At 65.0% G+C, this 22,702-nt stretch carries 21 protein-coding genes and 6 pseudogenes; 15 read left to right on the top strand and 12 right to left on the bottom strand.

Annotated elements, in window-relative coordinates:
* Positions 1 to 220 precede the first annotated feature (220 nt).
* The 4 genes and pseudogenes from K8O92_27230 (at position 221) to K8O92_27215 (ending at position 2,555) form a co-directional block, all read left to right on the top strand.
* Positions 221 to 550: a hypothetical protein gene (locus tag K8O92_27230; protein UAK31444.1), complete on the top strand. Its 330-nt coding sequence runs from the start codon at positions 221 to 223 to the stop codon at positions 548 to 550.
* 190 nt (positions 551 to 740) lie between these two features.
* Positions 741 to 860, top strand: a pseudogene (locus K8O92_27225) (IS3 family transposase).
* A gap of 107 nt (positions 861 to 967) precedes the next feature.
* Positions 968 to 1,183 carry a DDE-type integrase/transposase/recombinase gene (locus K8O92_27220; GenBank protein UAK31443.1) on the top strand — a complete coding sequence of 72 codons (216 nt, stop codon included), beginning with the start codon at positions 968 to 970 and terminating at the stop codon, positions 1,181 to 1,183.
* A 1,036-nt stretch (positions 1,184 to 2,219) separates the two neighbouring features.
* Complete coding sequence (locus K8O92_27215) at positions 2,220 to 2,555, top strand: transposase (GenBank protein ID UAK31442.1); 336 nt, start codon at positions 2,220 to 2,222, stop codon at positions 2,553 to 2,555.
* A gap of 3 nt (positions 2,556 to 2,558) precedes the next feature.
* Here the strand turns inward: K8O92_27215 and K8O92_27210 are convergent, their stop codons facing one another.
* Positions 2,559 to 3,776 carry an IS110 family transposase gene (locus K8O92_27210; GenBank protein ID UAK31441.1) on the bottom strand — a complete coding sequence of 406 codons (1,218 nt, stop codon included), beginning with the start codon at positions 3,774 to 3,776 and terminating at the stop codon, positions 2,559 to 2,561.
* Between the two features lie 319 nt (positions 3,777 to 4,095).
* Here K8O92_27210 and K8O92_27205 point away from each other — a divergent pair, with 319 nt between their 5' ends.
* On the top strand, positions 4,096 to 4,641 hold the full coding sequence (locus K8O92_27205; GenBank protein ID UAK31440.1) for a hypothetical protein: 546 nt from the start codon (positions 4,096 to 4,098) through the stop codon (positions 4,639 to 4,641).
* A 703-nt stretch (positions 4,642 to 5,344) separates the two neighbouring features.
* On the opposite strand, the pseudogene K8O92_27200 reads toward K8O92_27205, so the two are convergent.
* The 3 genes and pseudogenes from K8O92_27200 to K8O92_27190 form a co-directional block, all read right to left on the bottom strand.
* Positions 5,345 to 5,499: pseudogene (locus K8O92_27200) on the bottom strand (transposase).
* A gap of 397 nt (positions 5,500 to 5,896) precedes the next feature.
* Positions 5,897 to 6,889, bottom strand: coding sequence for an aminotransferase class V-fold PLP-dependent enzyme (locus tag K8O92_27195; GenBank protein UAK31439.1), 993 nt, complete (start codon positions 6,887 to 6,889; stop codon positions 5,897 to 5,899).
* 41 nt (positions 6,890 to 6,930) lie between these two features.
* A complete protein-coding gene (locus tag K8O92_27190; protein UAK35973.1) occupies positions 6,931 to 7,554 on the bottom strand; it encodes an ArsR family transcriptional regulator in 624 nt (207 codons plus the stop codon).
* Between the two features lie 5 nt (positions 7,555 to 7,559).
* Here K8O92_27190 and K8O92_27185 point away from each other — a divergent pair, with 5 nt between their 5' ends.
* Positions 7,560 to 8,654: an MBL fold metallo-hydrolase gene (locus K8O92_27185; GenBank protein ID UAK31438.1), complete on the top strand. Its 1,095-nt coding sequence runs from the start codon at positions 7,560 to 7,562 to the stop codon at positions 8,652 to 8,654.
* An 821-nt stretch (positions 8,655 to 9,475) separates the two neighbouring features.
* Positions 9,476 to 9,679, top strand: a pseudogene (locus tag K8O92_27180) (universal stress protein).
* A gap of 579 nt (positions 9,680 to 10,258) precedes the next feature.
* On the opposite strand, the gene K8O92_27175 reads toward K8O92_27180, so the two are convergent.
* The 3 genes and pseudogenes from K8O92_27175 to K8O92_27165 form a co-directional block, all read right to left on the bottom strand.
* A complete protein-coding gene (locus tag K8O92_27175) occupies positions 10,259 to 10,966 on the bottom strand; it encodes a hypothetical protein (protein UAK31437.1) in 708 nt (235 codons plus the stop codon).
* A 413-nt stretch (positions 10,967 to 11,379) separates the two neighbouring features.
* Positions 11,380 to 11,664, bottom strand: a pseudogene (locus K8O92_27170) (transposase).
* 90 nt (positions 11,665 to 11,754) lie between these two features.
* A pseudogene (locus K8O92_27165) lies at positions 11,755 to 13,206 on the bottom strand (ISL3 family transposase).
* Between the two features lie 145 nt (positions 13,207 to 13,351).
* Here K8O92_27165 and K8O92_27160 point away from each other — a divergent pair.
* Together K8O92_27160 and K8O92_27155 are read left to right on the top strand one after the other, a co-directional pair.
* Entirely contained in the window at positions 13,352 to 13,531 is a 180-nt protein-coding gene (locus tag K8O92_27160) for a hypothetical protein (GenBank protein UAK36107.1), read from the top strand.
* Between the two features lie 244 nt (positions 13,532 to 13,775).
* Positions 13,776 to 14,834, top strand: a complete 1,059-nt coding sequence (locus tag K8O92_27155) for a GDP-mannose 4,6-dehydratase (protein ID UAK31436.1) — start codon at positions 13,776 to 13,778, stop codon at positions 14,832 to 14,834.
* A 98-nt stretch (positions 14,835 to 14,932) separates the two neighbouring features.
* On the opposite strand, the gene K8O92_27150 is transcribed toward K8O92_27155, so the two are convergent.
* On the bottom strand, positions 14,933 to 15,220 hold the full coding sequence (locus K8O92_27150) for a hypothetical protein (protein UAK31435.1): 288 nt from the start codon (positions 15,218 to 15,220) through the stop codon (positions 14,933 to 14,935).
* 395 nt (positions 15,221 to 15,615) lie between these two features.
* Between K8O92_27150 and K8O92_27145 the strand changes: the two genes are divergently transcribed.
* The 3 genes from K8O92_27145 (at position 15,616) to K8O92_27135 (ending at position 17,105) form a co-directional block, all read left to right on the top strand.
* Complete coding sequence (locus K8O92_27145; GenBank protein ID UAK31434.1) at positions 15,616 to 16,176, top strand: AAA family ATPase; 561 nt, start codon at positions 15,616 to 15,618, stop codon at positions 16,174 to 16,176.
* A gap of 192 nt (positions 16,177 to 16,368) precedes the next feature.
* Positions 16,369 to 16,797 carry a hypothetical protein gene (locus tag K8O92_27140; protein UAK31433.1) on the top strand — a complete coding sequence of 143 codons (429 nt, stop codon included), beginning with the start codon at positions 16,369 to 16,371 and terminating at the stop codon, positions 16,795 to 16,797.
* 53 nt (positions 16,798 to 16,850) lie between these two features.
* Entirely contained in the window at positions 16,851 to 17,105 is a 255-nt protein-coding gene (locus tag K8O92_27135) for a hypothetical protein (protein UAK31432.1), read from the top strand.
* Between the two features lie 53 nt (positions 17,106 to 17,158).
* On the opposite strand, the gene K8O92_27130 is transcribed toward K8O92_27135, so the two are convergent.
* The 3 genes from K8O92_27130 to K8O92_27120 form a co-directional block, all read right to left on the bottom strand.
* Positions 17,159 to 17,392, bottom strand: a complete 234-nt coding sequence (locus K8O92_27130; GenBank protein UAK31431.1) for a hypothetical protein — start codon at positions 17,390 to 17,392, stop codon at positions 17,159 to 17,161.
* A 536-nt stretch (positions 17,393 to 17,928) separates the two neighbouring features.
* Positions 17,929 to 18,126, bottom strand: coding sequence for a hypothetical protein (locus tag K8O92_27125; GenBank protein UAK31430.1), 198 nt, complete (start codon positions 18,124 to 18,126; stop codon positions 17,929 to 17,931).
* A gap of 114 nt (positions 18,127 to 18,240) precedes the next feature.
* A complete protein-coding gene (locus K8O92_27120; GenBank protein ID UAK31429.1) occupies positions 18,241 to 18,660 on the bottom strand; it encodes a transposase in 420 nt (139 codons plus the stop codon).
* Positions 18,661 to 19,253: 593 nt separating this feature from the next.
* Here K8O92_27120 and K8O92_27115 point away from each other — a divergent pair.
* Positions 19,254 to 20,144 carry a hypothetical protein gene (locus K8O92_27115; GenBank protein ID UAK31428.1) on the top strand — a complete coding sequence of 297 codons (891 nt, stop codon included), beginning with the start codon at positions 19,254 to 19,256 and terminating at the stop codon, positions 20,142 to 20,144.
* A gap of 175 nt (positions 20,145 to 20,319) precedes the next feature.
* Complete coding sequence (locus K8O92_27110; GenBank protein ID UAK31427.1) at positions 20,320 to 20,601, top strand: hypothetical protein; 282 nt, start codon at positions 20,320 to 20,322, stop codon at positions 20,599 to 20,601.
* 151 nt (positions 20,602 to 20,752) lie between these two features.
* Here the strand turns inward: K8O92_27110 and K8O92_27105 are convergent, their stop codons facing one another.
* Positions 20,753 to 21,220, bottom strand: a complete 468-nt coding sequence (locus K8O92_27105) for a hypothetical protein (protein ID UAK31426.1) — start codon at positions 21,218 to 21,220, stop codon at positions 20,753 to 20,755.
* A gap of 237 nt (positions 21,221 to 21,457) precedes the next feature.
* Here K8O92_27105 and K8O92_27100 point away from each other — a divergent pair.
* Positions 21,458 to 22,265 (top strand): annotated as a pseudogene (locus K8O92_27100) (site-specific integrase).
* Positions 22,266 to 22,702: the final 437 nt, after the last annotated feature.

Raw genomic sequence — 22,702 nt, 5'->3', positions numbered from 1 at the left:
GGCTTCACGCCGTATCAGCTAATCGGCGTATACGTTTGGCATTGCGTTCGTGAGTCGGTTCGGTGAATGCGGCCGTCTTCACCCCTTCCGAGGGGACCTTCCGGATCTCCGCTCGGCGTGCTTCTTCTTGCTGTTCCACACACGACCTCGGATTTGCTATCTCAAGATCCCGGACAAGTGAACCGGCACGTGTTGGGGACCGCTTCCTTTCTTGAGGAAGATGGTCATCATGCCGAAGCGTTACCCGCCCGAGGTTCGGGAGAAGGCCCTGCGTCTGGCTCTCGATCACCTCGACGAGTATCCATCCGCATATGCCGCTGCTCAGGCGATCGGCCCGATGGTCGATGTGCATCCTGAGACGCTGCGGGTATGGATCGTCAAAGCGCAGGCCGAGCCGGGCCTGCGCCAGCCGGTCGCCGGGGAAGGGTTATCGGCGGCGGAGCGGGCAGAACTGGATCGGCTGCGTAGAGAAAACCGCGATCTGAAGCAACGAGATTCTGAAGTTGGCGTCAGCTTTTTTCGCGCGGGACTCGACCCGCGACACCGTTGATCGTCGGGTTCGTCGACCAGTATCGCAAGGTCATAGCGTCGAGTCGATCTGCCGTGTGTTGGCTGCACACGGAGTGCAGATTGCGCCACGGACCTACCGCAAAGCCCGGCGACGGCCACCATCCGACCGCGATATCGCCGATGCCTATTTGGAGAATTGGCTGCGTGATCTGCAAGGCACGCCGGAAGAAATGTATGGCCACCGGAAGATGACCCGGTATCTGCGCCGGCAAGGCCATGAGGTGGCGTTCTGCACGGTAGATCGGCTCATACGGAAGTTGGGCATGAACGGGGTCGTGCGTGGTCGAAGACACCGAACCACGATCCCCGGTAAGGATGGTGTGCGTGCCCCGGAAAGCTCAACCGGGACTTCACCGCGCACGCCCCGAACCAGCTGTGGGTTGCGGACTTCTCATATGTGTCGACCTGGTCGGGATGGGCGTATGTGGCATTCGTGTTCGATGCCTACTCCAGGGCGATCGTGGGCTGGACCGCGTCCAACTCGAAGACAGCCGCGCTGGTATCCAAAGCGCTCAACATGGCGGTCTGGCGACGCGACCACTATGGACACCCGATCGAGCCAGGGTTGATTCATCATTCCGATGCCGGCAGCCACCCTCCGGACACGTTTTGACATGCATCCTCTGCAAATTTGCAGAGGATGCGTTCATTTAGGCCCCGTGAGATGGTCCGGACACCGCAGATCCGCAAATCTGCGTAGTTAGTCGGTCAAAAGTGCGGCGTTGACACGGGGCGGTTCGATCGGTCTGGTGTCCGTCGGAGCTCGAAACGTCCTCTCAACCATGAGCGCTTCGTCCTCGGGTTCAGGAAGTAGCGGGAGTGTTTCTTCCGGGCTGGTGTCCGCGAAGGCATCTGCGGCGGCCAAGGGCCCGGCGGTTCGGGGCTGGCTGGTGGGAATTGGTAGATGGTTCAGTGATGCTGGTGAGGGAGCCTGATACGAACCGGACTGCATCGGCGTATCACTGCGCGCTGCCGCTTCGTCGGCCCCGGGGCTGCTGTACTTGTCGCGGCGGCTTCATCCGCAGAAGCCGGCAAAGTCACCCAGCGCGGGTACCTTTTCGGCTGTTGACGGAAAGGGGTGCCCAGTGTGGGTGTATTTCTCCGAAAATGTGTACAAGGTGGGTACCTCTTTGATCTTGACGCCCTGACTGCTTGCGCTGAAGGCTTGTAACGGGCGGGGCCCCGGACAAGTTGAAAGCGGTGCAGGTTTCGTCTCGAAGGCGGACGCTCTGCGCCACGACATGTGGCACGCCTGTCAGGCTCTGCGAGCGTGGCTCCTGCCCGGTTGCGGTTGGCGGTGCCGTCGCAGGCGGCGAAATCGACTGCGGTCGAGGCTGTCGGTGAGTGAGGAATCGAAGCGTGAGCACAAGGTCTGGAGAATGGTCATCCCGGCGGGTACCGACAGCCTGGGGCGTCGGCATACCTTCTGAACGATCTCACGAGCGTTCGGAAACGACCGTTCGGCGATCGCTCGCCGCGGCAGCGGTGCTGTGCCGAAACCGTAGGTACGAATGTTCGCGAACTGTTCGTTCTCGGGTGGTGCATCGCCTAGGTGCTGAGCGAGCGCTAAGAGCACCTAACAGGTTCGGTTGATTGGCGGTGATTGTTGTTGCGGTGCAGTATGTTTCGTTGTGGCGGCGCCGTGGGTCGTGGATGACGAGTTGTGGGCAGTGATCGAACCGCTACTGCCGGTCCGGGCGCCGGGCACGCCGGGTCCAGCGCGGATGGACGACCGGCTGGTGTTGCAGGGGATCTTGTTTGTGCTGTTCACCGGGATCGGGTGGGAAGACCTGCCCCAAGAACTGGGATTCGGGTCGGGCATGACCTGTTGGCGGCGGGGTGCGGGACTGGCAAGCGGCCGGGGTGTTCGAGGCGATGCACCAGGCGATGCTCGCCCACGCCAACAGCGCCGGGTTGATCGATTTCGACCGGGTCATCGCCGACGCCTCGCACGTGCGGGCGAAAAAGACATCCCAGGGGGTTGAATGTCAAGCAGCAGCGGCTTTCTCGGTGTGCATGGACCATGCGGTGGTCTCGTCGTAGACCGTTCGGGTCTTGAGGCAGCCATGAAGGATGCCGACAAGGCGGTTGGCCAGCTGGCGCAGCGCAGCCTGATGTTCGAGGCCGCGGGCGCGGTGTTTGTCGTAGCAGGCACGCGCACCCGGCGAGACGGTCAGGGCGCTGAACGCCTGACGGAGGAGGGCATCGATGAGACGGTCGTTGTGCACGAACCGTGCCGCGACGATTTTCTTCTTGCCTGATGCGCGGGTGATCGGGCTGGTGCCGGCGTAGTTCTTGCGAGCCTTCGCCGAGGCATAACGATCGCGGGCGTCTCCGAACTCGGCAAGCACCCGGGCACCGAGGACCACTCCCATTCCTGGTTGGGACAGAACGATCTCAGCGTCCGGGTGCCGGCCAAAATGTGCCTCCACCTGCCCCTGCAGGATGGTGATTTGTTCGCGCAGAGTGATCAGCACACTGACCGACGCCCGCGTGGTGGCCGCATACGCTGTGTCGATCACCGCGTCTCGGCGCAAGTGTTCGCTGCGCAGCACCTGCTGAACGCGGGCGGCTTTGGCCTCGACACCGCGACGGCGGGCACGGGTGAGCGCGGCACGGATCTGGTTGAGCGACAACCGCGCCGCCGACACCGGCTCCGGTGCCTTACCGAGCAGTTCCAGGGCGTCGGAGGCGGTGAGATCGTCGAAGGCTTCCAGCGCGGCGGGGAAATACTCGCGCAGTGCGTGCCGCAGGCGTTGAACATGGCGGGTGCGTTCCCAGATCAGCGTCTTGTGCGCTCGCGCCATCACTTTCAATGCTTCAACCTCTGCACTGTCGGCAGCGACCGGTCGCAGCTGATGGGAGTCGGTGCGCACCATATCGGCCAGCACGTGTGCATCGGCGGGGTCGCTCTTGGCGCCGGAGACCGTATGCCGCTCCCGGTAGCGGGCCGCTTGCAGCGGATTGACCACGAACACCGAGTAACCTGCAGCGATCAGCGCCGCCACCCACGGTCCGCGGTCTGTTTCGATGCCGATCACCACCTCATCAGCGTCCGCGGCAGAGTGTTCGGCCACCAGCGCGTGAAACCGCGCGATCCCGTCGACACCCTCGGGCAGCCGGGCCCTGGCCAGCCGTCTCCCCGCGGCGTTCATCAACTCGACGTCGTGGTGGTCTTGGGCCCAGTCGTCTCCGACGAACAGCACCGCCAATTCTCCTGTCCCTCAACAGATGCCTATGACAGCGGTAGCGTTCGGGAGAACTCTCGGCGCCCTAATGAATCAGTGCTCACGCCAAAGCCAGCGGGCACGACATCCCATCAGCGATCCATCCTCCCGGTCGACCAGCGAGGGCACGATCTTTTTTCAGGACTCGATGTCCTGGGGGCCAAAACAGTGCTCACCCGCCAGCCGCTACCGGCAGCGAGTCTGCCCGATCGACCGACCCGCTACATCTCATTAGACATCCCAGGCTTCCGGCAAGGCCCGCGCATTGAGTCTCGACCAGATCGCAGACCTCGGCCGGGTGGCCTCGACCACCGGCGATGACATCGAACTCGACGCACTCATCCGCCGGCTACACATCGAAACAGCCTGCCGGAGAAGCTCCGTTCTCCGGCTGGACATCGAAGACCTCGAACGCGACGACTGCCTGATAAGACTTTACGAACGAGGTGGGGCGATCCGGTGGCAACCCATCTCCCCCACCCTGATGAGCCGCCTGCTCGATCATGTGAGAAACCGCGGTGGCCGGAATGTCACCGAGCGGGTATTGCGATACCACGACGGCACACCGGTCGCTCTTGCGCGCTACCAGTACCTCGTCCGCCGGTTCCGTGATGAACTCCCATGGGCTGAAGAACTACAGGTGAACATGGATTGGATCGGCCACACCACAGGCGAGTTCGTCAAAAATCGATTCGGGCGCTCTGCTGCGACCCTGTTCAAGCGCGGAACCCCACACGTCGACGGTACCCAGGTTCACCATCGGCACGATCCTCGGCGACTGGCCACAGTGGCCGAAGTGCTGGTCGCGCTCACCGGCGAGCCCCACCCTCTCGCCCGCATGTAGTGACAGGTGCCTGTGCTCACCACCTGCGGGCGGCCTTCCCGCACCGCACCTACCCGGTCGTGTCCGCCCGATCGTCGGCGCGGCCATTGATGCGCTCGAGGCCGGTGTCCCCGCATCGTGGGTGACCGGCGACGAGGTCTACGGCGGTGACCCGAAACTGCGCAATCGGGCTTCGGCCCCTTCGGGCCGTTACCGCGATATCGCCGGGCCCGCGTCCGGGCGATCTCGGCAGCTCATCGACGGGCCGATCGGTGCCTTCGGTGGCCGCGCGCCCGAAAACGTCGTCGACGCCGATCTGGCCGTCGAGGTCGACGGCAGCGTCGATGCGGCGGTCACCGTGCATCGCCTCGACCGCGGCGTACCCGCCGGAGGAATGCCCGGCCGCTCCCACGTGATCGAGATCGAGGATGTCGGGCAGACCGGCGGGAAGGAGCCGGGGGCCGGGATCGCTGCCGTAGGTCAGCCCGGTCAGCGCATCCAGGACGAATCGAGTATCAGCGAGCCTGGTGTCGATGTACTTCGTGCGGACCTCGGGAGTAAATCCTTCGACTTCCTGGTGGCGAACGATCCGCGGGCCGGGGAACTCGACCGCCGGCGCCTCGGAGGGGTGATCGACGGTCACCACGATGCGGCGGGCCCGGGTCAGCGCCGCCCGGATCTGTCCGCGCGGGAGCGCGCTCGACCTCGTCCGGCAGACCGAACCTCGCGGCACCTCGATCTCGACCGGCCCGATCCGGGTCAGCACCGTTTCGAGCGAGTGCCGTTGCGGGAGTATCGCGTTCCGCGACCGGCAGGGTCGTGTTTGTCCTAAACCACGTGCTCGGTCATCTCCGCCTCGAGGGCGGTCTCGAGCATGTTCGTATGAACCGCGGCCCGAAGCCGGATGCGGTGACCTCGCGGTGACCCGGCCCCAGCGCGAGCTCGCCGACGACGCATACCAGCGCGCGACCGCCGAACGAAGTGGATTTCCGACGGGTGGTCGGCCGAAGGCGCATCGAGATAATGGTTGCTATGTAGAGTCTTTCGTGTCTCGCGACGCGTGGGACAGCTTCTGCGGTGCGGGTTGCGGTTCGCTCGTGCCAGGTTTCGACAGCATCCGGACAACAGGGGGAAGCAGCAGATGACCCAGGACCAACGACCAGCACCCGCAAGGAGCAACAGGTACGGCTCGACGCACTTCTGGACCGTGGTCGGTAGCTCGGCGGGCGTAGTGAGCGTCGTGGTCGCACTCGTTGTCTTCGGCGTCACCCAGTGCTCAGGACCGAACTCCGCTTCCGAACCGTCGGGCATACCGCCGGTGCCGACCACTGGCCCGACTTCGTCGGCCGAGATACCGACCACCGCTGCACCTCTCGCCCAGGGACACGCCAGGCTCATCAACGTCGAGGGCATCGACTTGGACAACGGGCAGGTGCGCGATCAGAACGAACCAGGCGTCGACATGAGCCCGTCGAAGACCGGCGACACACTCAACGCCATGACCAACGGCCGTGCCCGCTTCGCGGTGCCCCGCGAGGATATCGGACCCGATCGCTGCACCAAGATCCCGCCGGTCGCCTGGACGCAGACCCTCGACGATGTCTATCACCTGCCCACCGGCAGCCATCTCTGCGTGCAGACCGACCAGGGCAACCTGGCCGACCTCACGCTCACTCATATCCCCTCCGCCGCAGAGCAATACTTCGAATTCGACTTCACTACTCGGCGCACGGCGTAGGCAACCGTCCGCCGAGAACGTGCAGGAACTGCCGGCCCGAAGGTCGCCACGCCGTCGTCGATGCCACCAGTACGGCGGAATCTGCCCGGTGCCCCTGTCGCACCCGGGTATTCCGAAATCGCCTCTCGCCGTGGCAATCTGTTCTGCTGTGGCGGGGTCCAGGCGGCCATCAGCACCGACCGGCAGCACCGTGACCCGCACGCCGTGCAGCCGGGCCAGGGCCTGGCAGGTCTGCAGCACCGCGGGATGTTCGGTGGCCTGGGTGATGATGTGGGCACCGGGCGTGCGCACCATGGCTCCGCGCAAGGCGAGCAGATTCGCTTCCGATCCCGAGCCGGTGAACACGATCTCCGGGGGCAGGGCACCGATCAGGACGGCGAGCTGCGCTCGGGCCGTGACGAGCGCGGCGGCCGGGTCGGCACCGTAGGCATGGCTGCTGGAGGGGTTGCCGAAGCAGGTGGTGAGGTAGGGCAGCATCGCGGCGACGACGCGCGGATCGACCGGGGTGGTGGCGTTGTAGTCCAGATACACCGGCCCATCGGCGGGACCGGGCCGGTCGGGGACGGGTGTGGTCATGCCGGAGAGGCGGCTTCGATGGGCAGTCGGGCCAAGCGCCATTCGAGCATGCCGTCGTGCAGGCGGATCGCCCGACGGCCGCGGTCGGTGAGTAGCCGCACCGCGTCGTAGGCCAGCACACAGTACTCGCCGCGGCAGTACACCACGATCTCGGTGTCGCCGGGCAGCTCCCCGATGCGCTCGGCCAGCTGCTCGACCGGGATGCTCACTGCCCCGGGGATGTGGCCGGCCTCGTATTCGGGCACCGGCCGCACATCCAGCACGATCACCTCACCGGCCGCAGCGCGGGTGAGCAACTGCTCGCGGTTCATCTCCATACCGCCGTCGGGGCGCAGGTAGTTGTCGCGGGCGGGGGCCACGGCGGCCTGGTGGGTTTCGGCGACCTTGCGCAGCAGCGCGAACAGCTGCGCTACGTCGTCCCCGGCCAGCCGATAGTGGATCCGCACCCCCTCGCGGCGAGTGGCGACGAATCCGGCCTGCTTGAGCGTCTGCAGATGCGCAGACGCGGTCGTCAGGTTCAGCCCTGCCGCGGTGGCGAGTGCTTCCACGGTCCGCTCGCCTTGGGCTCGCCGATATCGACGGTGCGACCGTCCTGGCACCCGAGGTGGGGCCACGCGGATTCGAGGTGACCGCTCTCGGCGACGGCGACACCATCGCCATCGGCGCGTTCACCCTGCACGCGTGGTTCACCCCGGGCCATTCCCCCGAGCACCTGTCCTACCTGCTGCATGAGGAGGACAAGCTGCTGGGAGTGTTCACCGGCGGATCGTTGATGGTCGGCACCGCCGGGCGCACCGACCTGGTCAGCCCCGAGCAGACGATCCCGCTGGCGCGGGACCAATATCGTTCGTTGCAGCGGCTGATGACCCTGCCCGAGGACACCCCGGTGTGGCCGACGCACGGTGCGGGGTCGTTCTGCTCGTCCTCACTTGGGGGTGAGCGGGTCAGCACCATCGGCAAAGAGCGCGCGACCAATCCGCTGCTGCGGGCCGACGGTGAGGACGCCTTCGTCGAGGCCCTGCTGGGCTCGATGGGCAGCTTCCCCGACTATTTCCTGCGGCTGGGCGAGATCAACCACAAGGGCCCGGCCGTGCTCGGCTCCACCCCGGAACTGGAGCCGCTGACCGCCGGCGAGGTCACCGATTTGATCGCCGAGGGTGCCCAGGTCGTCGACGTGCGTCACCAGGCCGACTTCGCCGCCGAGCACATCCCCGGCGCACTGGCCATCACCCTGCGCCCGGTGTTCGCCACCTGGCTGGGCTGGCTGGCCGATACGAACCGGCCGATCGTCATCGTCCGCGACACCACACAGAATCCCGACGACATCGTCTGGGAAGCAGCCAAAGTCGGCTTCGACACCCTCGCCGGAGAATTGCACGGTGGCATGAACGCCTGGACCGGGCCGGTCGAAAGCACCGCGGCGCAGCTGCTCGCCGCCGATCAGCTGACCGCGCACCCGTCGGCGGCGGTGCTGGATATCCGCCAGCACGGCGAGTACGCCGCCGGGCACGTCCCTGGTGCCCGCAACATTGAACTCGCTTCGCTCGCTGAGCATCTGGTCGATGTCCCGGCCGGGCCGGTGGTGGTCGGGGAGCACCACGAAGACACAGCCGTGCTGACCCACCTGCGCGGGGATGTCATCGAAGCACTCATGACCATCACCGGCGAACCCCACCCACTCGCACGGATCAAACGGCCCCATCACACACCCCCTCGGTAGACGAACGCGTCAGACGACGCCGTCGAACCAACCTCCCGTGGGATCAAGTCAACTGCGCCGATCCGTGCCCGGCTGGGCACCCACGCGGGCGCAGCGGTGTACGACACCATTGCTCTGGCGAATCACCGAGCTGGTCGACGCCGCTCCCGCGCAGCCGCGAGGACCAGCGCCTGCGCTTCGAGGTGTCCTCGATGACCGATTCCTGTTCAGCGTGGCCTCCGGAGCGCTAGGCACCAGCTTGGCACCGGACCGACAGCAGTACACGATCAAGCGCACCCAGCTGGGTAAGGCACTGGCCCGCGCGGGCGTGGATCCGGAAGTGCGCCAGCAGATCCGGACTCTCGTCGACGACCGCGCCCGCCAGGCCGGGGAACTTGGCCGCAGCGCTGCCGAGCGCCGCCAGCAGTGGAAGGACAAGACCGCCAACATTGTCGCCGCGCGTGACGACGCGATTGCCCAGCGCCAGGCCGCGGCCGCCGACCGCAGCCCCAGCCCCTGCTCGGGACGCACCTGCGCGAGCAGGCCCGACCGTGCCGCGCAAGCCGTCTCGCCTGCCCCAGCCCGTTCTGCAGCACGGCGGCCGGTCCACACGGCGGGATGGGGCGGTGACCGACACCGAAATCGTCGACCTGCACGTCACCGCCCGCCTCGACGACCCCGCCGGTGCGGTCGCCGACCTGTACGCCTGCGAGTTTGTTCTACAGCGACGACGGCAGCGTCTACGGCCGACACGTCAGCTGCCGGTGGGAATCCGTTCCCACCGCCCCGGGCGGGGCCAGTGTCGGCGCGCTCGACGCCGCGCTCACCGCCTCCGGATACACGAGAAATACCCGCAGGTCACCGTGATCCGCAAAGTGTATCTGTCCGGGCCTCGGGAACATCTGGGCGATTGGTCGCCGCACGCGCAACTCGTCGTTGTCGGCAGCCGCGGCCGGGGCGGATTCCAGGGACTGCTTCTCGGTTCCACCAGCAATTGGCTCGTGCAGCACGCCGAGTGCCCCGTCATGGTCGTACATCCGAAGTGAGCGTGTCCGCTACCGCGGGCACTCGCGGCGATCGGCCGCTCCGAGGCGCGTGGACCGTGCAAGTGCACTAGGACTCGCACGTCGTGCAACCGCAGTTCGGCGGCGAGCATCGCGCCGGTCGGCCCGCACCCGGCGATGATCACATCGACGTGGTGGGACGTGTTGGATACCGGAGCGTTCGACGAGGCTTCGGGGGTGAATTGCATTGTGGTGCCCTTCGGGATTGCCTTGTTCCGGCGCTCCCGGCGACACCTACATCAATCGTCCGACCGTGCACACGAGTGGGAGCACCCACACACTTGGTGCGTTCATGGGTCTCACCCCTGGTGTGCTGTCACGGTCGCGAGGACGCTGGCAACCCGCACCGTGCCCATTCAATCTATTTCCTGTCCAGTCGCCCTGCTGCCGACGCCCTCATCCGCGTGGTCGACGCGCAAGGCAGGGGTTGCTGGTCGTCGGCTTCGCCCGAACCCAATGTCGAAGTCGGCGACATTTCGACTCAGCGGGTGTTACTTCTTGACGGACAGCACCGCCAATTGCCGAGTGTCCGGATGCAGCCGGTGCGAATGCAGATCGAGATCAGCGTGGAAATGGATTACTTCCTTGTCGAGCACGGTCAGACCGGCCGCACCGAGCCAATCGAGCGCTGCGGCCTCCTCGGTCCACGAGATGTGGTGCCCCGGTATGGGGGTCGGCCACCTCAATGGGCAGCGAGAAGAGGAAATAGGTGCCCGACCAAGCGCTGTCGACATATCGGTGCAGTGTCTCGGTCGGCTGCAGAGCGTGTTCGATCGAATCCTGGAACAGGTACGCCGGGTAACCGGCGGGCAGTTCATCGCGGTTCATGTCGTGCTCGATCAGCTTGATCGTACTACTCCAGTCCGGGCGCCAGTGCTCGAGCATCAACTCCGCGAACTCCAAACTTGTCGACTCGAATTCGCACAGCGCCATCTCGACCCGCCGGGTGGACAGATAGTGCCGGACGTAGCGCTGTGGCGTGCCGAAACCGATGTCGCACACCGCCTCCGGCGCGATGGTCTCCAGATATCCGAGCACGATCTCCTGCCGTCGATCATGCCAATTGCCAGCAAGCTGATTGTGGAGATGCATCGCCATACGCAACGAAGTGGAAGAGTACGACTCGTTCGAGTAGTTCATGATGGAGAGGTCGTAGAACATCCATGCATCGATGATCTCCTGCGGTGGGATGGATAGTCTGCGCTGCAGATACTCCAGCTCGGCACGACAGGCCGGTACCGCGAGCAGCGAGTCGATCAACTTCGCCACCTGTTCTCTATATTCCATACTGCTATTGCTCTCGTTCGATCGGAGTCGACGCGGCGAAAGCCGATCGCCCCGACCAGTCTTTTACGGCACGCCTGGCCCGCGCGGCTCCACCGCACTCAGCCGCCCTGCGCATCGGACGGCTTGTGATCGCCCTCACGATCACAAGGTTCCCATGATGTGTCAACTACATAATTCCCACGTGTGAAAATCCGTGATCCAGCGCGTGCGGGCAGGTTGCCGGATAGATTGCCGACACCGTCAATGCGATTCGACGACCACGAAAGCGCCTAGTAGGACTTTGTTAGGTGTGTAATCGTGGTGGGGTGGGGTGGGGATGGGTTTGTGGCAGGTGTGGCAGTGGCCGGTCCAGGTGGCGAGTAGGTGTTGGAGTCGGCGCAGGACGGCGTAGAGGGTCAGGCCTGCGCAGGGGCTTTTGGGGTGAGTCGCAGTTGGGTGCAGATGGCTTGGGCGATGCAGGCGAGGGTGATGTGCCGGTGCCAGCCGGTCCAGGATCGTCCTTCGAAGTGGTCCAGGCCGAGTCCGTCTTTGAGTTCGCGGTAGTCGTGTTCGATGTGCCAGCGGATCTTGGCCAGCACCAGGTCCCGTGGCGGAATCGTGGGTGGGAGGGTGGCCAGCCAGTAGTCGGTGGGTTCGGGCGCACCGGTCGGCCATTCGGCCAGCAGCCAGCATTCGGGCAGGCTGCTCGGCTGCTCGGCTGCTGTTGCGGTTCGCCGGACGCACACTCGCGGTTCTGGTCCATATTTCGTGATCGGGAGGTCGCGTAATGCTCAGTAACTGAGCAGGATTCGCTTCCGGAGTAGATCTGGGTTCGCCGTGACCGAACATCTGGCGTTTGAGCATCTTGATCCGGTTGACGTGGTTTTCGACGGCGCCACTGTTCCAGGGCAGGCTCAGACCGGCGGTGACCGCGTCCTGGTCGCGGCGCAAGCCGCGGACGAAGGAGTGCAGTTCCGGCTGGTCATCGGGGGTGGCGGCGGACATCCACGTTTCGAGTTCTGCGCCGCGCAGTTCGGTCATGATGCTGGCGAACGCGCGGACATGTCCGGCGAGGGCATCGAGTTCGGGGCTGGCGGCCAGGATCGCGTCGAGCCGACGCTGGCCGGCGGGGTCGATCCGCGAGGGTTTCGTCATGATCCAGGCGGTGACCCGCCGGATCGAGGGCGGTGGTGGGGGTGGTGCCGGGATGTGGGCGGTGGTGCGGAACGGCTGCAGGTAGGCGCGCACGAAGTGGCGTTGGTGGTGCCCTGGTTCCATCGCTGGTGCAGGTAGGGCTTGAACTCGTCGCGGATCGTGCCGCGGGCCAAGCCCAGCTCGCGACCGATGCTGCGCAGGCTGTGGCCCTGCGCCATCAGGGTGTGGACCTGGGCATAACGCTCGCGGGTTCGGACCGCGGTCCGATCGGCACGCAGATGTGGTTCGACCGGGCCGTGGGGCAGGGCCGCCGCGATTTCGCTGATGTCGAGCCGTGCTGGTGTGTCGTCGAGGCCGGGCACCGCGGTCAGGTGGCGGCGGTGGCGGGCGACGGTGCGTTCGACGGCGTCGCCGAGGTTTTTCATAGGTGCCAGCGATCAGCGACCTGGATCGCGTGCGGTGCTGCTGTGGTCGCCTGCTTCGGCGTAGGCGCCGGTCCGGTCGCGGCAGATGATCTCGATGCCGGGGCGGTCTCGAAGCCAGGCGGTCAGGCTCTCGGTGCTGCGGTCGGTGAGCATCTCGATCGGTCGGCGGGTCGCCATGTCGATCAGGATGGTGCCGTAGCGGTGTCTGCGGCGCAGGGCGAAGTCGTCCACCCCCAAAACCCGGGGCCGCACCGGCGCCGGATCGGGCAGCGCGCGGATCTGCCGCAGCAGGGTCATGCGGCTGACCCGCGCTGCCGAATGCCCGGTCAACCGTGCTCCGGCGCGGCCGCCCAAGGCGAGTGCGACCGCGGACAACACTCGCTGCAGCAGCAACGTCCGCCGCCCGTAGCGGGCGGCGAGTCCGGGTACCTGCTCGGCGAAAGTCCTTCGCCCGCAGCCGGTGTTGCCGCAGAACAGGCGCCGGACCCGCAGAACGATGACGACCTCGCGGCCGGTGATGGCCGTGTCGGCCAAACGGCGCCGATACCGGCTGTGCACTCGACGCGACGGTGTCGAGCAGCCCGGACACGCCACCGCCTCCTCCCGGGTGGCTGCATCGATACGAACCGTGGAACCCGCAACATCAACCGCACTGATGACCATCTGGCCCAGATGCGGGAACAGAACCCTCGACACCCGACGATCACAGCACCAGCAAACCAGCGGCGGTCGGCCATGGAGTTCCCCAAGGCACTAAGACCGGCCGCAAGCACCGTACCGGTCGGTATGGCGAGATAGGCTCATTGGCGTGGTGCAGGTCGGCGACAAGGTGCTCTTGGTGGCGGGCGGTGTCTCGGTGTTCGAGGTCCTGGAATTCGAAGACGAGGATCATGCCGTCGTCCAGGCGGTGCTCGACTCCCCCGGCAGCTACCCGTTCAGCGTCCGCACCGACACTCTCGTGCCAGCCGAACCGGCGGCGGGGTACTGAACGCCCGATCACCGAGCTTGTGACCTGAGTCCAAGCTGAGTAGTTCCTCTTATCGCGTTCGTGTACGCGGTGTCCGCGCGACGCGCGGCATCAGTTCGGCGCTGGCTCGATGTCCGCAGCCGGATCGTGAGTGATACACCGAGTTGGTCGACGGCGGCTACGCTGTCGACCACCCAACCGGACGAGGTCAGTGGCGGTGTCTGAGGACTCCGTGGCGGTGAGGGGTTGGCTAGGCTAGCCAGCCATGGCCGTCTACCTTGTCACCGGCGCCGCGGGCTTCATCGGCGCGAATTATGTGCATTTCCTGCTGGGCCGGGAGCCGGAGGCGCGGGTGGTGGCGGTGGACTATATCGGGTTCGCCGGGAACCTGGCCAACTTGGATCCGGTGATCGAGCGGATCGATTTCGAGAAGGCTGATATCGCCGATCTCGAGGTGATGGAGGGGCTCTACCGGCGGTATCGGCCGGATTTCGTGGTCAACTTCGCCGCCGAGTCCCACAACGATCGCGCGATCCTGGGCCCCTCGGCGTTCATGCGGTCCAATGCGCTGGGCGCGCAGGTGATGGCCGAAGCCAGCCGTCTGGTGCCGGTGCGTTCGCATGTGCATGTGTCGACGATCGAGGTGTACGGGGAGCTGGCGCCGGGCGATGAGTGGTTCACCGAGCGCAGCCCGCTGAACGCGAAGACGCCGTACTCGGCGGCCAAGGCGGCCGGGGATCAGATGGTACGCGCCTACATGGCGACCTACCCCGAAATGAATATCCGCCTGACCCATTGCGCGAACAATTTCGGGCCGTATCAGCTGCCGGAGAAATTGATCCCGCTGGCCGTGACGAACGTGCTGCGCGGCCGCAAGATCCCGGTCTACGGCGACGGCCTGCAAAGTCGTGACTGGCTGCATGTGCTGGACCACTGTGAAGCGGTGCACCGGGTCCTGCACGCCGACCTCGGGCCGATCCCGAAAGCGGCAGCGACCGATCCGGGACTGTTGCCGATCTTCGACATCTCGGCACGTCAGGAAGTAACGAACCTGCAGATCGCCCGCATGGTGGTGACCGAGCTGGGGCTGGATCCCGAGGAGTGGATCGAACACATCGAGGATCGCCCGAATCACGACCGCCGCTACGTGATCAATCCAGAAAAGCTCGAGACCGAGCTGGGGTGGCGGCCGGAACGCCAGTTCGAACCGGAGATCGCCGCGACGGTCCGCTGGTACCGCGACCACCGCGAGTGGTGGGAACGCATCCTCGCCGACAAGGGCGAACTCGGGTTCAACTGGAGTCAGGCGGGTTCGGCTCGATAACGGCGGATGACGTGCCGGGCGCACGCCTGACAGCGTTGATCGGCCGATGCGTGTGGACACTGATCAGCCCGCGACCTCGGTGCGCCCCGGCTGTCCGGCTAGCAGGTACTGGTGAACACGGTGTAGCCCTTCGCGTCGCGCCACGGCCCACCGTTGTTGGACGTGAACCACGACCGCACCTCGTCCTCGACTCGGGCAAGAATCACATCGTGGTGCGGGCTCTGAGACGGTACTTCGCAGGTGAACCGCAGGATGACCTGGGCGTATCGCATCAGCGATTCCACGCTGGGGAACAGCAGGGCGTTGTCGCGGCGGTGGAGGGTGACGTTGCCGAATGTGGCCGATTGCTGAATCCAGCATCGCGCGCGGTGCGCGCGCTCAGTCACGATTCGTGAAGGCCGCCGCGCCTGCTGCGCGCGCGACACGCGCGGCGCCGTACCGGACCGCGCGTACAGACCAGCGCTCCGCCGCGCGCATCAGCCGCTGACACAGGGCCGGAGGAGCCTCGCGTTGAGCGCAGCGGCGAGCGAGACATGGACGTGATCGACCATCGGGACGACATGCTGCAAGCACGGGACGACGAACCCGCGCTGCACGTCGATCACCATCATCGGTAGCCCCGCCACTCTGTAGGCTGCTGCGAAACTAGTGGACTTCTCGCCAGAGCCACTGCCTTTAGACGACGCCCGAATCGCCAGAAAAAGCAGCAGCACAGTGCATTTCGCATGAATCGACCATTCGGCTCCGCGACTTCGCCGATGTCTTGTGGTGGACTGATCACATGACAGATGATCACCCAGCACGCGGCACCGCCCTGCCCCAGTCGGTGGCCGGGGCGCTGCGCGATGCGGTCACCGGACTGCACTCCTGTGGCGCTGTCGTCGTGGCAGGGTTCCCGGCGTCTGGGAAGTCGACGGCAGCCGCGTATCTCGCGGAGGTGTTGGGTGCCCCGGTGCTGGACAAGGATCGGTTCGCGCCGTTGCTGGAGGAATCGGTCATGCGGAAGTTGTCCGGCGATCCCCACGATCGCGATTCCGAGACCTACCGGACGCTCGTGGGGCCCGGTATCTATGACGGGCTAATCCGGACCGGACTCACCGTCGCCGCCACACACCCGGTCGTGCTCGATGCCCCGTTCCTGTCCACCATCCGCCATGCCGCTGCGCGCGAGATGCCGCTGAGTGATCACCTCCGGGATTACACCGGCCTTCCTGAATCGGTTCCTCTGGTGACGATTTGGCTCGATGCGGCCGAGCCGGTGATCCGCGCGCGGACGGGCCGTCGGTCTGCTACGACTACACCTCCGATGTCGACAACCCCGTGGACATGCTGCTGTCGATGATCGAACACGACGCCGGGTTCACCGACGACATCGCCGATCGCATCGACGATTACAGAGACTCGGGAGCATGGCCGCAATAGCGGGCACCGTGTGCGGCGGGGACGGTCGAGGATGTCCGAGGAGGACGAGCGACGCCGTCGTAGCGAACGATCCCGCAAAACGCGCGACCGCGGCCGCCACTTCCATCGAGGGATGGCACAGCAACGCGGCGAAACCCGCCACAACGGGTGGCGTCACGAAGCGAAGATCGAACTCGGTAAAGGCAAGGGAAACACCCGAATTCATGACACCGCCCGCCTCAACGAGCACGGTGGTCGGGACTTCACCGAGTACAAGAGCGGTGTCGTGGTCCGCGCCACCGCCCACACACTCAATCAACTCCGCCTGGACCGGGAAGTCTTGATCCGCGACCCGCACGCCACAGGCACCTGGGTGATCCGGGCCAGAGCCGCCGACCCGGCGGTCCGCACGCAGCTCGAGGCGCTGCGACGCGATTTTCCCGAACACTTCCAGGTGGTGGAGGTCTCCCGCGCGGAAGCGGAGAAGGCACGCAAACTCGGACGGCCATCGAGCAGCAGGCACGTGGAGTACAACGCGAGCGGCACAACGTGCCGGAGCTGATACGCCAGCAGCAACAACGACAGCGGGACGCGAAAGCGCGAGTGCAACAAGCTGTGCATCAAGCTGTCGAACGGCAGGCGGCGCAGAAGGCAGCCGAGAACGCCCGCCGGCAACAGCTGGCACGCATCGTCGAAGCGCGAGCGCAACTGCTGGCGAAACTGCCGCCCGACGTCGCGCGCATCCTAGCCGTGAGCATGCCGCCACCGGCCGAAGAGCTGGACCGCCCGCCGCCGACACCGGGTACCGGGACAACCCGCGCCGCCCGCGCCCAAGCGCGCGAACAGCAGCGGGAAGCGCGCGGACGCTAGCAGGCCGGAGGACCCGGTCGCCGGACACGGCGGCCGGATCCTCGGCGGGGTCGTCACCGCCGCGGTTCGCCTTCGCATTGCAGCAGTTCCGACGTGGATGTGACCCGGGAGTCGAATACCGTCCAGAGCGACCCGTCCGTCAACCGCCGCAGGACGAACCGGTACTTGCCGTAGCACGCCCGTGAGGCCGTCGTCAGGCGAGTCCTGCCCACCACTCGGTAGGGATACCCGTCGATGCGCACTGTCGGGTTCATGGTCTGTTCTCCCCTTTCGCCGTTGTCGATCATCGGCGGCCAGAGTGGCAGGGAGGCCCTGAAGCCACGCTGAAGCGGCCTGAAGGCCGCTTCAGGAAGCAGGGAAGACGCCGCTCGGAAGCGCTGGCGAGGTCACCGGTGGCCTCCTACCAGCTGTGCTATCCGCCGATCAACGCCGCCGGTGAGATAGTCGACGGCTGGCTGGCCGAGACGTGGTGGACCCGAGAACGCATGTACTGGGCCGAGAAAGCCTCTACTACTGCCCGGTGCGGGCGGCGTCGAGGTCGGTGCGGGCGAAGGTGGTGCCATCAGGCCAGGCGGCCTGCAACACAGCACCCTCCCTAGTAGATCACCGAATACACGCTTCTCTCAACGGATCTTGCGTCGCTCCACACTGACACATCGGCGGCGGCCGCGACACCGAAAAGATCACACCGCGGCTCACCGCCAGGCCCCTCAACTCAGCTCAGCCGCGATGCGCCTAAGGCGGCTTCGTCGATCGTGGTCAGGTCGCCGACACCGACCTGGACGTACCGACTGATGTCCGCACCGCCGCCGCGCAGCGCCCGTTACCGGATGAACAGCCCGCCGCAGCACTGCGCTGGCGACTGGTCGAAACGCTCGACGACGCGCGGCGCCGCCACGCCGACGAACTCGCCCGCGCCGTCTCTGAACTTCGAGTCGACCAGTGGCGCCGCATGCGCGATAGGGAACTGGAAGACGAGATCCTTTCTGCTCGGCGCGATTTCGATCTCGATTCTGGACATGGTTCTCATCATCGAATGTAGCCAGCGACATCAGCGCGGCAGCACGCCTCAACCGAGCAGTAACCCATCGGTGGATCGAAATTTAGAAGTGTGAGGGCAAGCAGATGGCCGCCCTTACCCATGCCGTGGCCATTGATTGATGGCGGCGATGTGCACGACGGCTTGGTAGCGGACGGCGAGCTTGTCGAACCGTGTTGCCACGAACCGGTTTTCCTTCAGCTGTCCGATCCCGCACTCGACCGCGTGACGCTGTTTATATCGTTCGGCGTCTAACACCGGTGGCCTTCCACCGTCAGAACCCTTCTTGCGCCGATTGGCGGCTTGGTCGGCCCGGACCGGAATCGTCGCGGTGATTGCTCGTCGGCGCGGATAGGAGCGGTTGGCGCGCGAGCTGTACGCCTTGTCCGCGAGTGCCTCGTCCGGACGGGTCCGCGGGCGACCGGCGCCCAGGCGGGGCGCCGAGATCGCCTCGAGCACCGCGGTGAACTGCGGGCAGTCCGCCCCCTGACCGGCCGTCAGCAGCAGCGACAGCACCTTGCGGCCCAGGACGCGCAACACGCACTCGACGCGGTGCAGCGGGATTTCATGCTGCAGGAGTGGCGGTGGGCGATCCGGTCGCCCGGGGACTTACCCGGATCATCATCCATACTCGGATTCCTCTCCATCGCGGGGCCGCCGCGTCGGCGGCTTGCCGTCGGAAGTGCCGACAAGCTTCGGGCCCCCTCGCCAGAGCAACGGGTTCACGGATTGAGACTTCGACTTCCCCGGGACGCATACAGCGGCTTGCCACCATCTGTGACATTCCGCTATCATCGGGCTACTTGTCAGCCTATGTCCACCACGAAATTAGCGCTGCGTGAAATTACTTGTCGTTAGTTCATCCGGCGGCGCCCACGTCGGTCGAGCACATCTAGTGCGCCAAAAGCTTCATTCAGCACCATCATCGCACACATATCCTAGGTTTCCATTGATTCGGTTTCTATCGCTAATTCTAGCGTCGAATGAATTGTTTCGCCACGTCCAATTGTCCACCGCTGCGAGAACTCGGCGCATTCTTCGCAGTGTACGATCGAATACCATTTAATGAGCCTCAAAAAATATAGCCGCGAGTGTAAGGGTAAGGGTAGATGAATCCGATCAACCAGGATGTGGTGGCGCCACCCGAGGGTAGCGGAAAAATTATTCGAGCGCGTGGGGATGAAATCGGTCCGCTACCGAACAATTCCACCCTCATCCTGCCGCTTTCCATGAGCAAACTACAGAACTCACAGGGGCCACAGGCGACATACGACGTGGTCCTGTCCTTCCTTACGGCAAATCCCGAGCGCGCGTTGAAGATCGTCATATTGTATACTGATGGCCTGTACTGTAATAACGGCAAGGAGTCCGCGTTCAGCGTTCACAGGCGGACTGTTGCGCAGATGCTCGGTCACCAGAACGCTTTCCGCCGGATCGAAGCAACAAAGGGACATGCACTCGTCGAATCTGGTGTGTTGGAGTGTGTCTCGTGGAATCATCTTCTCTTGGGAGTCGCCAGAACCTTTCAGAAGTGCGTTGAAATTCTTGAAAGAAGAATTGCTACCGACCCAATATTCAGCGCGTTGGTCCATGCGGAGGTCCAGGAGCACGACCGTGCAACTTTGGCCTTCTTGCTCGAAGAACTCGTGATGGTTCACCTGATACGAGAGCAAGATCCCGGGCTTCCCTGGATGCCACCGGAAAGTCGTGGGCCACAATTGATCGCCTACCATGGCACTTACTCGAATGCGGATGTTTACCAGTGGCAGCATCAGATTCTTCCAAGAAACAAAAAATGCTCGAACCCATTCCGTGCAAGTCAAGTCGATTTAAAGAGGGGGCTAATATTCGACTTCAATATCTCGATAGGTTCCGCTACGCCATTGCGTGATGGCAAGGCGCCGAACGGCGACTCCGAGAGCGGCCACCTGCCGAGGGGTCGAGACGATCACGAAGGAAGAATTGCGTCCGTCACCGCTGCAACCGAAGAACGAAAATGATGCCCGCTATCAGCTCCTGATTTCCAGTTGGCCCGGAATCACGGGTCGGATCTGAGCTTTCGCGGACTGGCCCTCGAGCGCTGCGCCGGCGGATGGTGGCCGCGAGTGGACACATCGGGAGGTCAGTCACACTACAGTCGGAGAACGGTTCGTCACCTCTCGAAGATCTTAAAAGATGTTCGATCACGGTCGGGCGGAATGCCACAAAATCTTTCACGAGCAGATCAGCACAGAGGTGTCCGGTGTCATCGGTGCCACAGATGCGCATACCCTGGACGATCTGCGCGGCAAACGATCCAATGAGGTGGCGTTCAAGCTAGCGGTGAACTCCTTGCTGCCGCTGTATTCGGATGCGCAGAAGGTGCACGAGCCGTGGCTGGTCCCGCAGTTGGTTCGTGCGACACGGGAATGGATGGGGAGCAGGGTCCGATACAGCGACGGCGTTTTCCCGGGCTGATGATCGGCGTGTACGCCGAGGATGCCGCGCAGCACCGGACCGGCCATATCGTCTGGAACGAACGCTCTCGCGATCCGGTGGTCCGCGATCGTGCATTCTGCCCACCCACCGGAAGCGCCGACGACCTGCGCTTCCAGACGACCAAGGCCACTCACGTGACGGATGAGAAGTGCCAGTGTCTCATGTAGTGCTCGACTCCGGCGGCGGAGGCTCCGGCAACATCTGGGAGGAGATCGCCGCCCTTGAGCTGGAACGGCACGCTGACGTGGCCGCCTATGTCAAGAATGACCGCTTGGAATTCGCCATCCCCTAAACCGGGGCCGTGCGCCGTTACCGGCCGGGCTTCCTCGTTCGGCTCCGCCGCCGGGACGAGGATGTACAGCGCTACCTGATTCTGGAGGTCTCCGGCGGCCGAAAGGACCAAGGCGCCCGCCAGATCAAGGCAGACACCGCCAGCAACCTGTGGTGTGTGGCGGCGAACAACGGCGGCCGGTTCGGACGGTGGGGCTACCTCGAGGTCGACGATCCGTTGCACATCCGCGCCGCACTCGACGACGCAATCCGGTACATGTATGCGGACAAGCCGACTACCCGCATCGACCTCGATCCCTTCGCCCATCCCTACGGACGCCCGAGACCGACTGAAGAGGGCGAGCGAGTCCGCCGTCCAGCACGCCAGCACGGATTGCCCGCGTCCACTCGACGGCGGCAATACGTTCAACCCCCGGGTCGGACTACGCCGGTGGATTACGGCGATGAATCGCGGCGACGGCCGGACGGACGCCTTCCGGGAGGCATGGGCCAAGATACACCACGATGGCACCGTTACATTGGCAGCGGCAATGGGACGCGGTCCGGGCAGCACAGGCGATGAGCGGTCACCGACGACGAGATCGGCGCGGCCCTGGAATCTCTCTGGGGCCAAGCGGCGGTCAACACCTGGACCGCGCGCCGCGCCGCGGTCGCGAAATGGCTGTCCTGGTGCCGAGAGCAAGGCTGGGACGTCCCGGCGTCGGCCGCGCAATCGACTCCGCTGGACTCGGAGACACCAGTGCGCTCGCGGACCGCGATCGATCGGCTCATCTCCCGTCGCGAGATCCATCTGCGGGAGAAGACCCTGTGGCGGATGCGGTATGAACCTGCGCTCGCACAGAGGAACTGCTCCAGCTCAACATCGAGGACCTCGACCTGGCGGGCCGGTGCGCCCGGGTGAAGTCCAAAGGCGCCAAACCTCGCACCCGCCGCCGCGGCGCCACCCACCACGAGCACGTCCTCGAAACGGTCTACTGGGACGCCGGCACCGCCCGGCTACTACCGCGATTGCTCCGCGGCCGAAGCCGTGGACCGGTATTCGTGACCCACCGCCGACCCGGACCAGGGAAATACCTCGCAGACCGCGACACCTGCCCGGACACCGGACTCGCACGCTGTCCTACGACCAGACCCGCGATCTCCTCGACGCCGCCACCGCCACCGACGGGCCCGGAACCGGATGGGACCTGCACGAACTCCGGCACTCCGGCCTGACACACCTCGGCGAATCCGGCGCGAGCCTGCTCGAACTGATGGCCAAATCGCGTCACCGCAAGGCCGAGAACCTGCGCCGCTATTTCAAACCCTCGCCCCAGGCCATGCGCGAACTGACCAGCCTCATCGGTCCTGACGCTTCCCCGCACCCACTGACCAGCGGCTACGCCAAATCCGCCCGATTTTCGGCCGATACTACGGCGACCCCGTGTTGGTGGTCAGGCGTTTGGCCGGTCACGGTGACGAACATCGCTGCTGATAAGCCATCGTCGTTGTTTTTCCGTGCGATTACTACTGACCTCTACCCCCTGACCTAATGCGCGTCATGTTCTGTGGTTGTTCGGACCCGGCGCGATGACGGGCTGGTCATGGTTGGGAGTCGCTTCGCTGCGACTGGCGTGTCGCGCGGAAGTAGCCTCGGCTTCGGGAGGGGCTCTGTTGGCCATTCTCGGGCTTCTCCCTTCCTCCCAGATTCCGGCCGTGCTCGCTATTCCCCGATACCGAGCGCGGTGCTACACCCGGCGCGATTTCTGAGGTTTGCCTCAGATTTGCCCCCGCACGTATGCTCGACGCC

Source organism: Nocardia asteroides (assembly GCA_019930625.1).
GTDB classification, from domain to species: Bacteria; Actinomycetota; Actinomycetes; order Mycobacteriales; family Mycobacteriaceae; genus Nocardia; species Nocardia sputi.
Note: the sequence above shows the minus strand (reverse complement) of the source record. Positions and strands in the feature narration are given on the sequence as shown.

Excerpts from the sequence above, each read along its gene's own strand:
- K8O92_27110 (UAK31427.1), top strand. The coding sequence starts at position 20,320 with ATGTTCGATCACGGTCGGGCGGAATGCCACAAAATCTTTCACGAGCAG.
- K8O92_27140 (UAK31433.1), top strand. The coding sequence starts at position 16,369 with ATGGCACAGCAACGCGGCGAAACCCGCCACAACGGGTGGCGTCACGAA.
- K8O92_27155 (UAK31436.1), top strand. The coding sequence starts at position 13,776 with ATGGCCGTCTACCTTGTCACCGGCGCCGCGGGCTTCATCGGCGCGAAT.
- K8O92_27130 (UAK31431.1), bottom strand. The coding sequence starts at position 17,392 with ATGATCGACAACGGCGAAAGGGGAGAACAGACCATGAACCCGACAGTG.
- K8O92_27230 (UAK31444.1), top strand. The coding sequence starts at position 221 with ATGGTCATCATGCCGAAGCGTTACCCGCCCGAGGTTCGGGAGAAGGCC.
- K8O92_27115 (UAK31428.1), top strand. The coding sequence starts at position 19,254 with ATGAATCCGATCAACCAGGATGTGGTGGCGCCACCCGAGGGTAGCGGA.
- K8O92_27105 (UAK31426.1), bottom strand. The coding sequence starts at position 21,220 with ATGGGCGAAGGGATCGAGGTCGATGCGGGTAGTCGGCTTGTCCGCATA.
- K8O92_27145 (UAK31434.1), top strand. The coding sequence starts at position 15,616 with ATGACAGATGATCACCCAGCACGCGGCACCGCCCTGCCCCAGTCGGTG.
- K8O92_27125 (UAK31430.1), bottom strand. The coding sequence starts at position 18,126 with ATGTCCAGAATCGAGATCGAAATCGCGCCGAGCAGAAAGGATCTCGTC.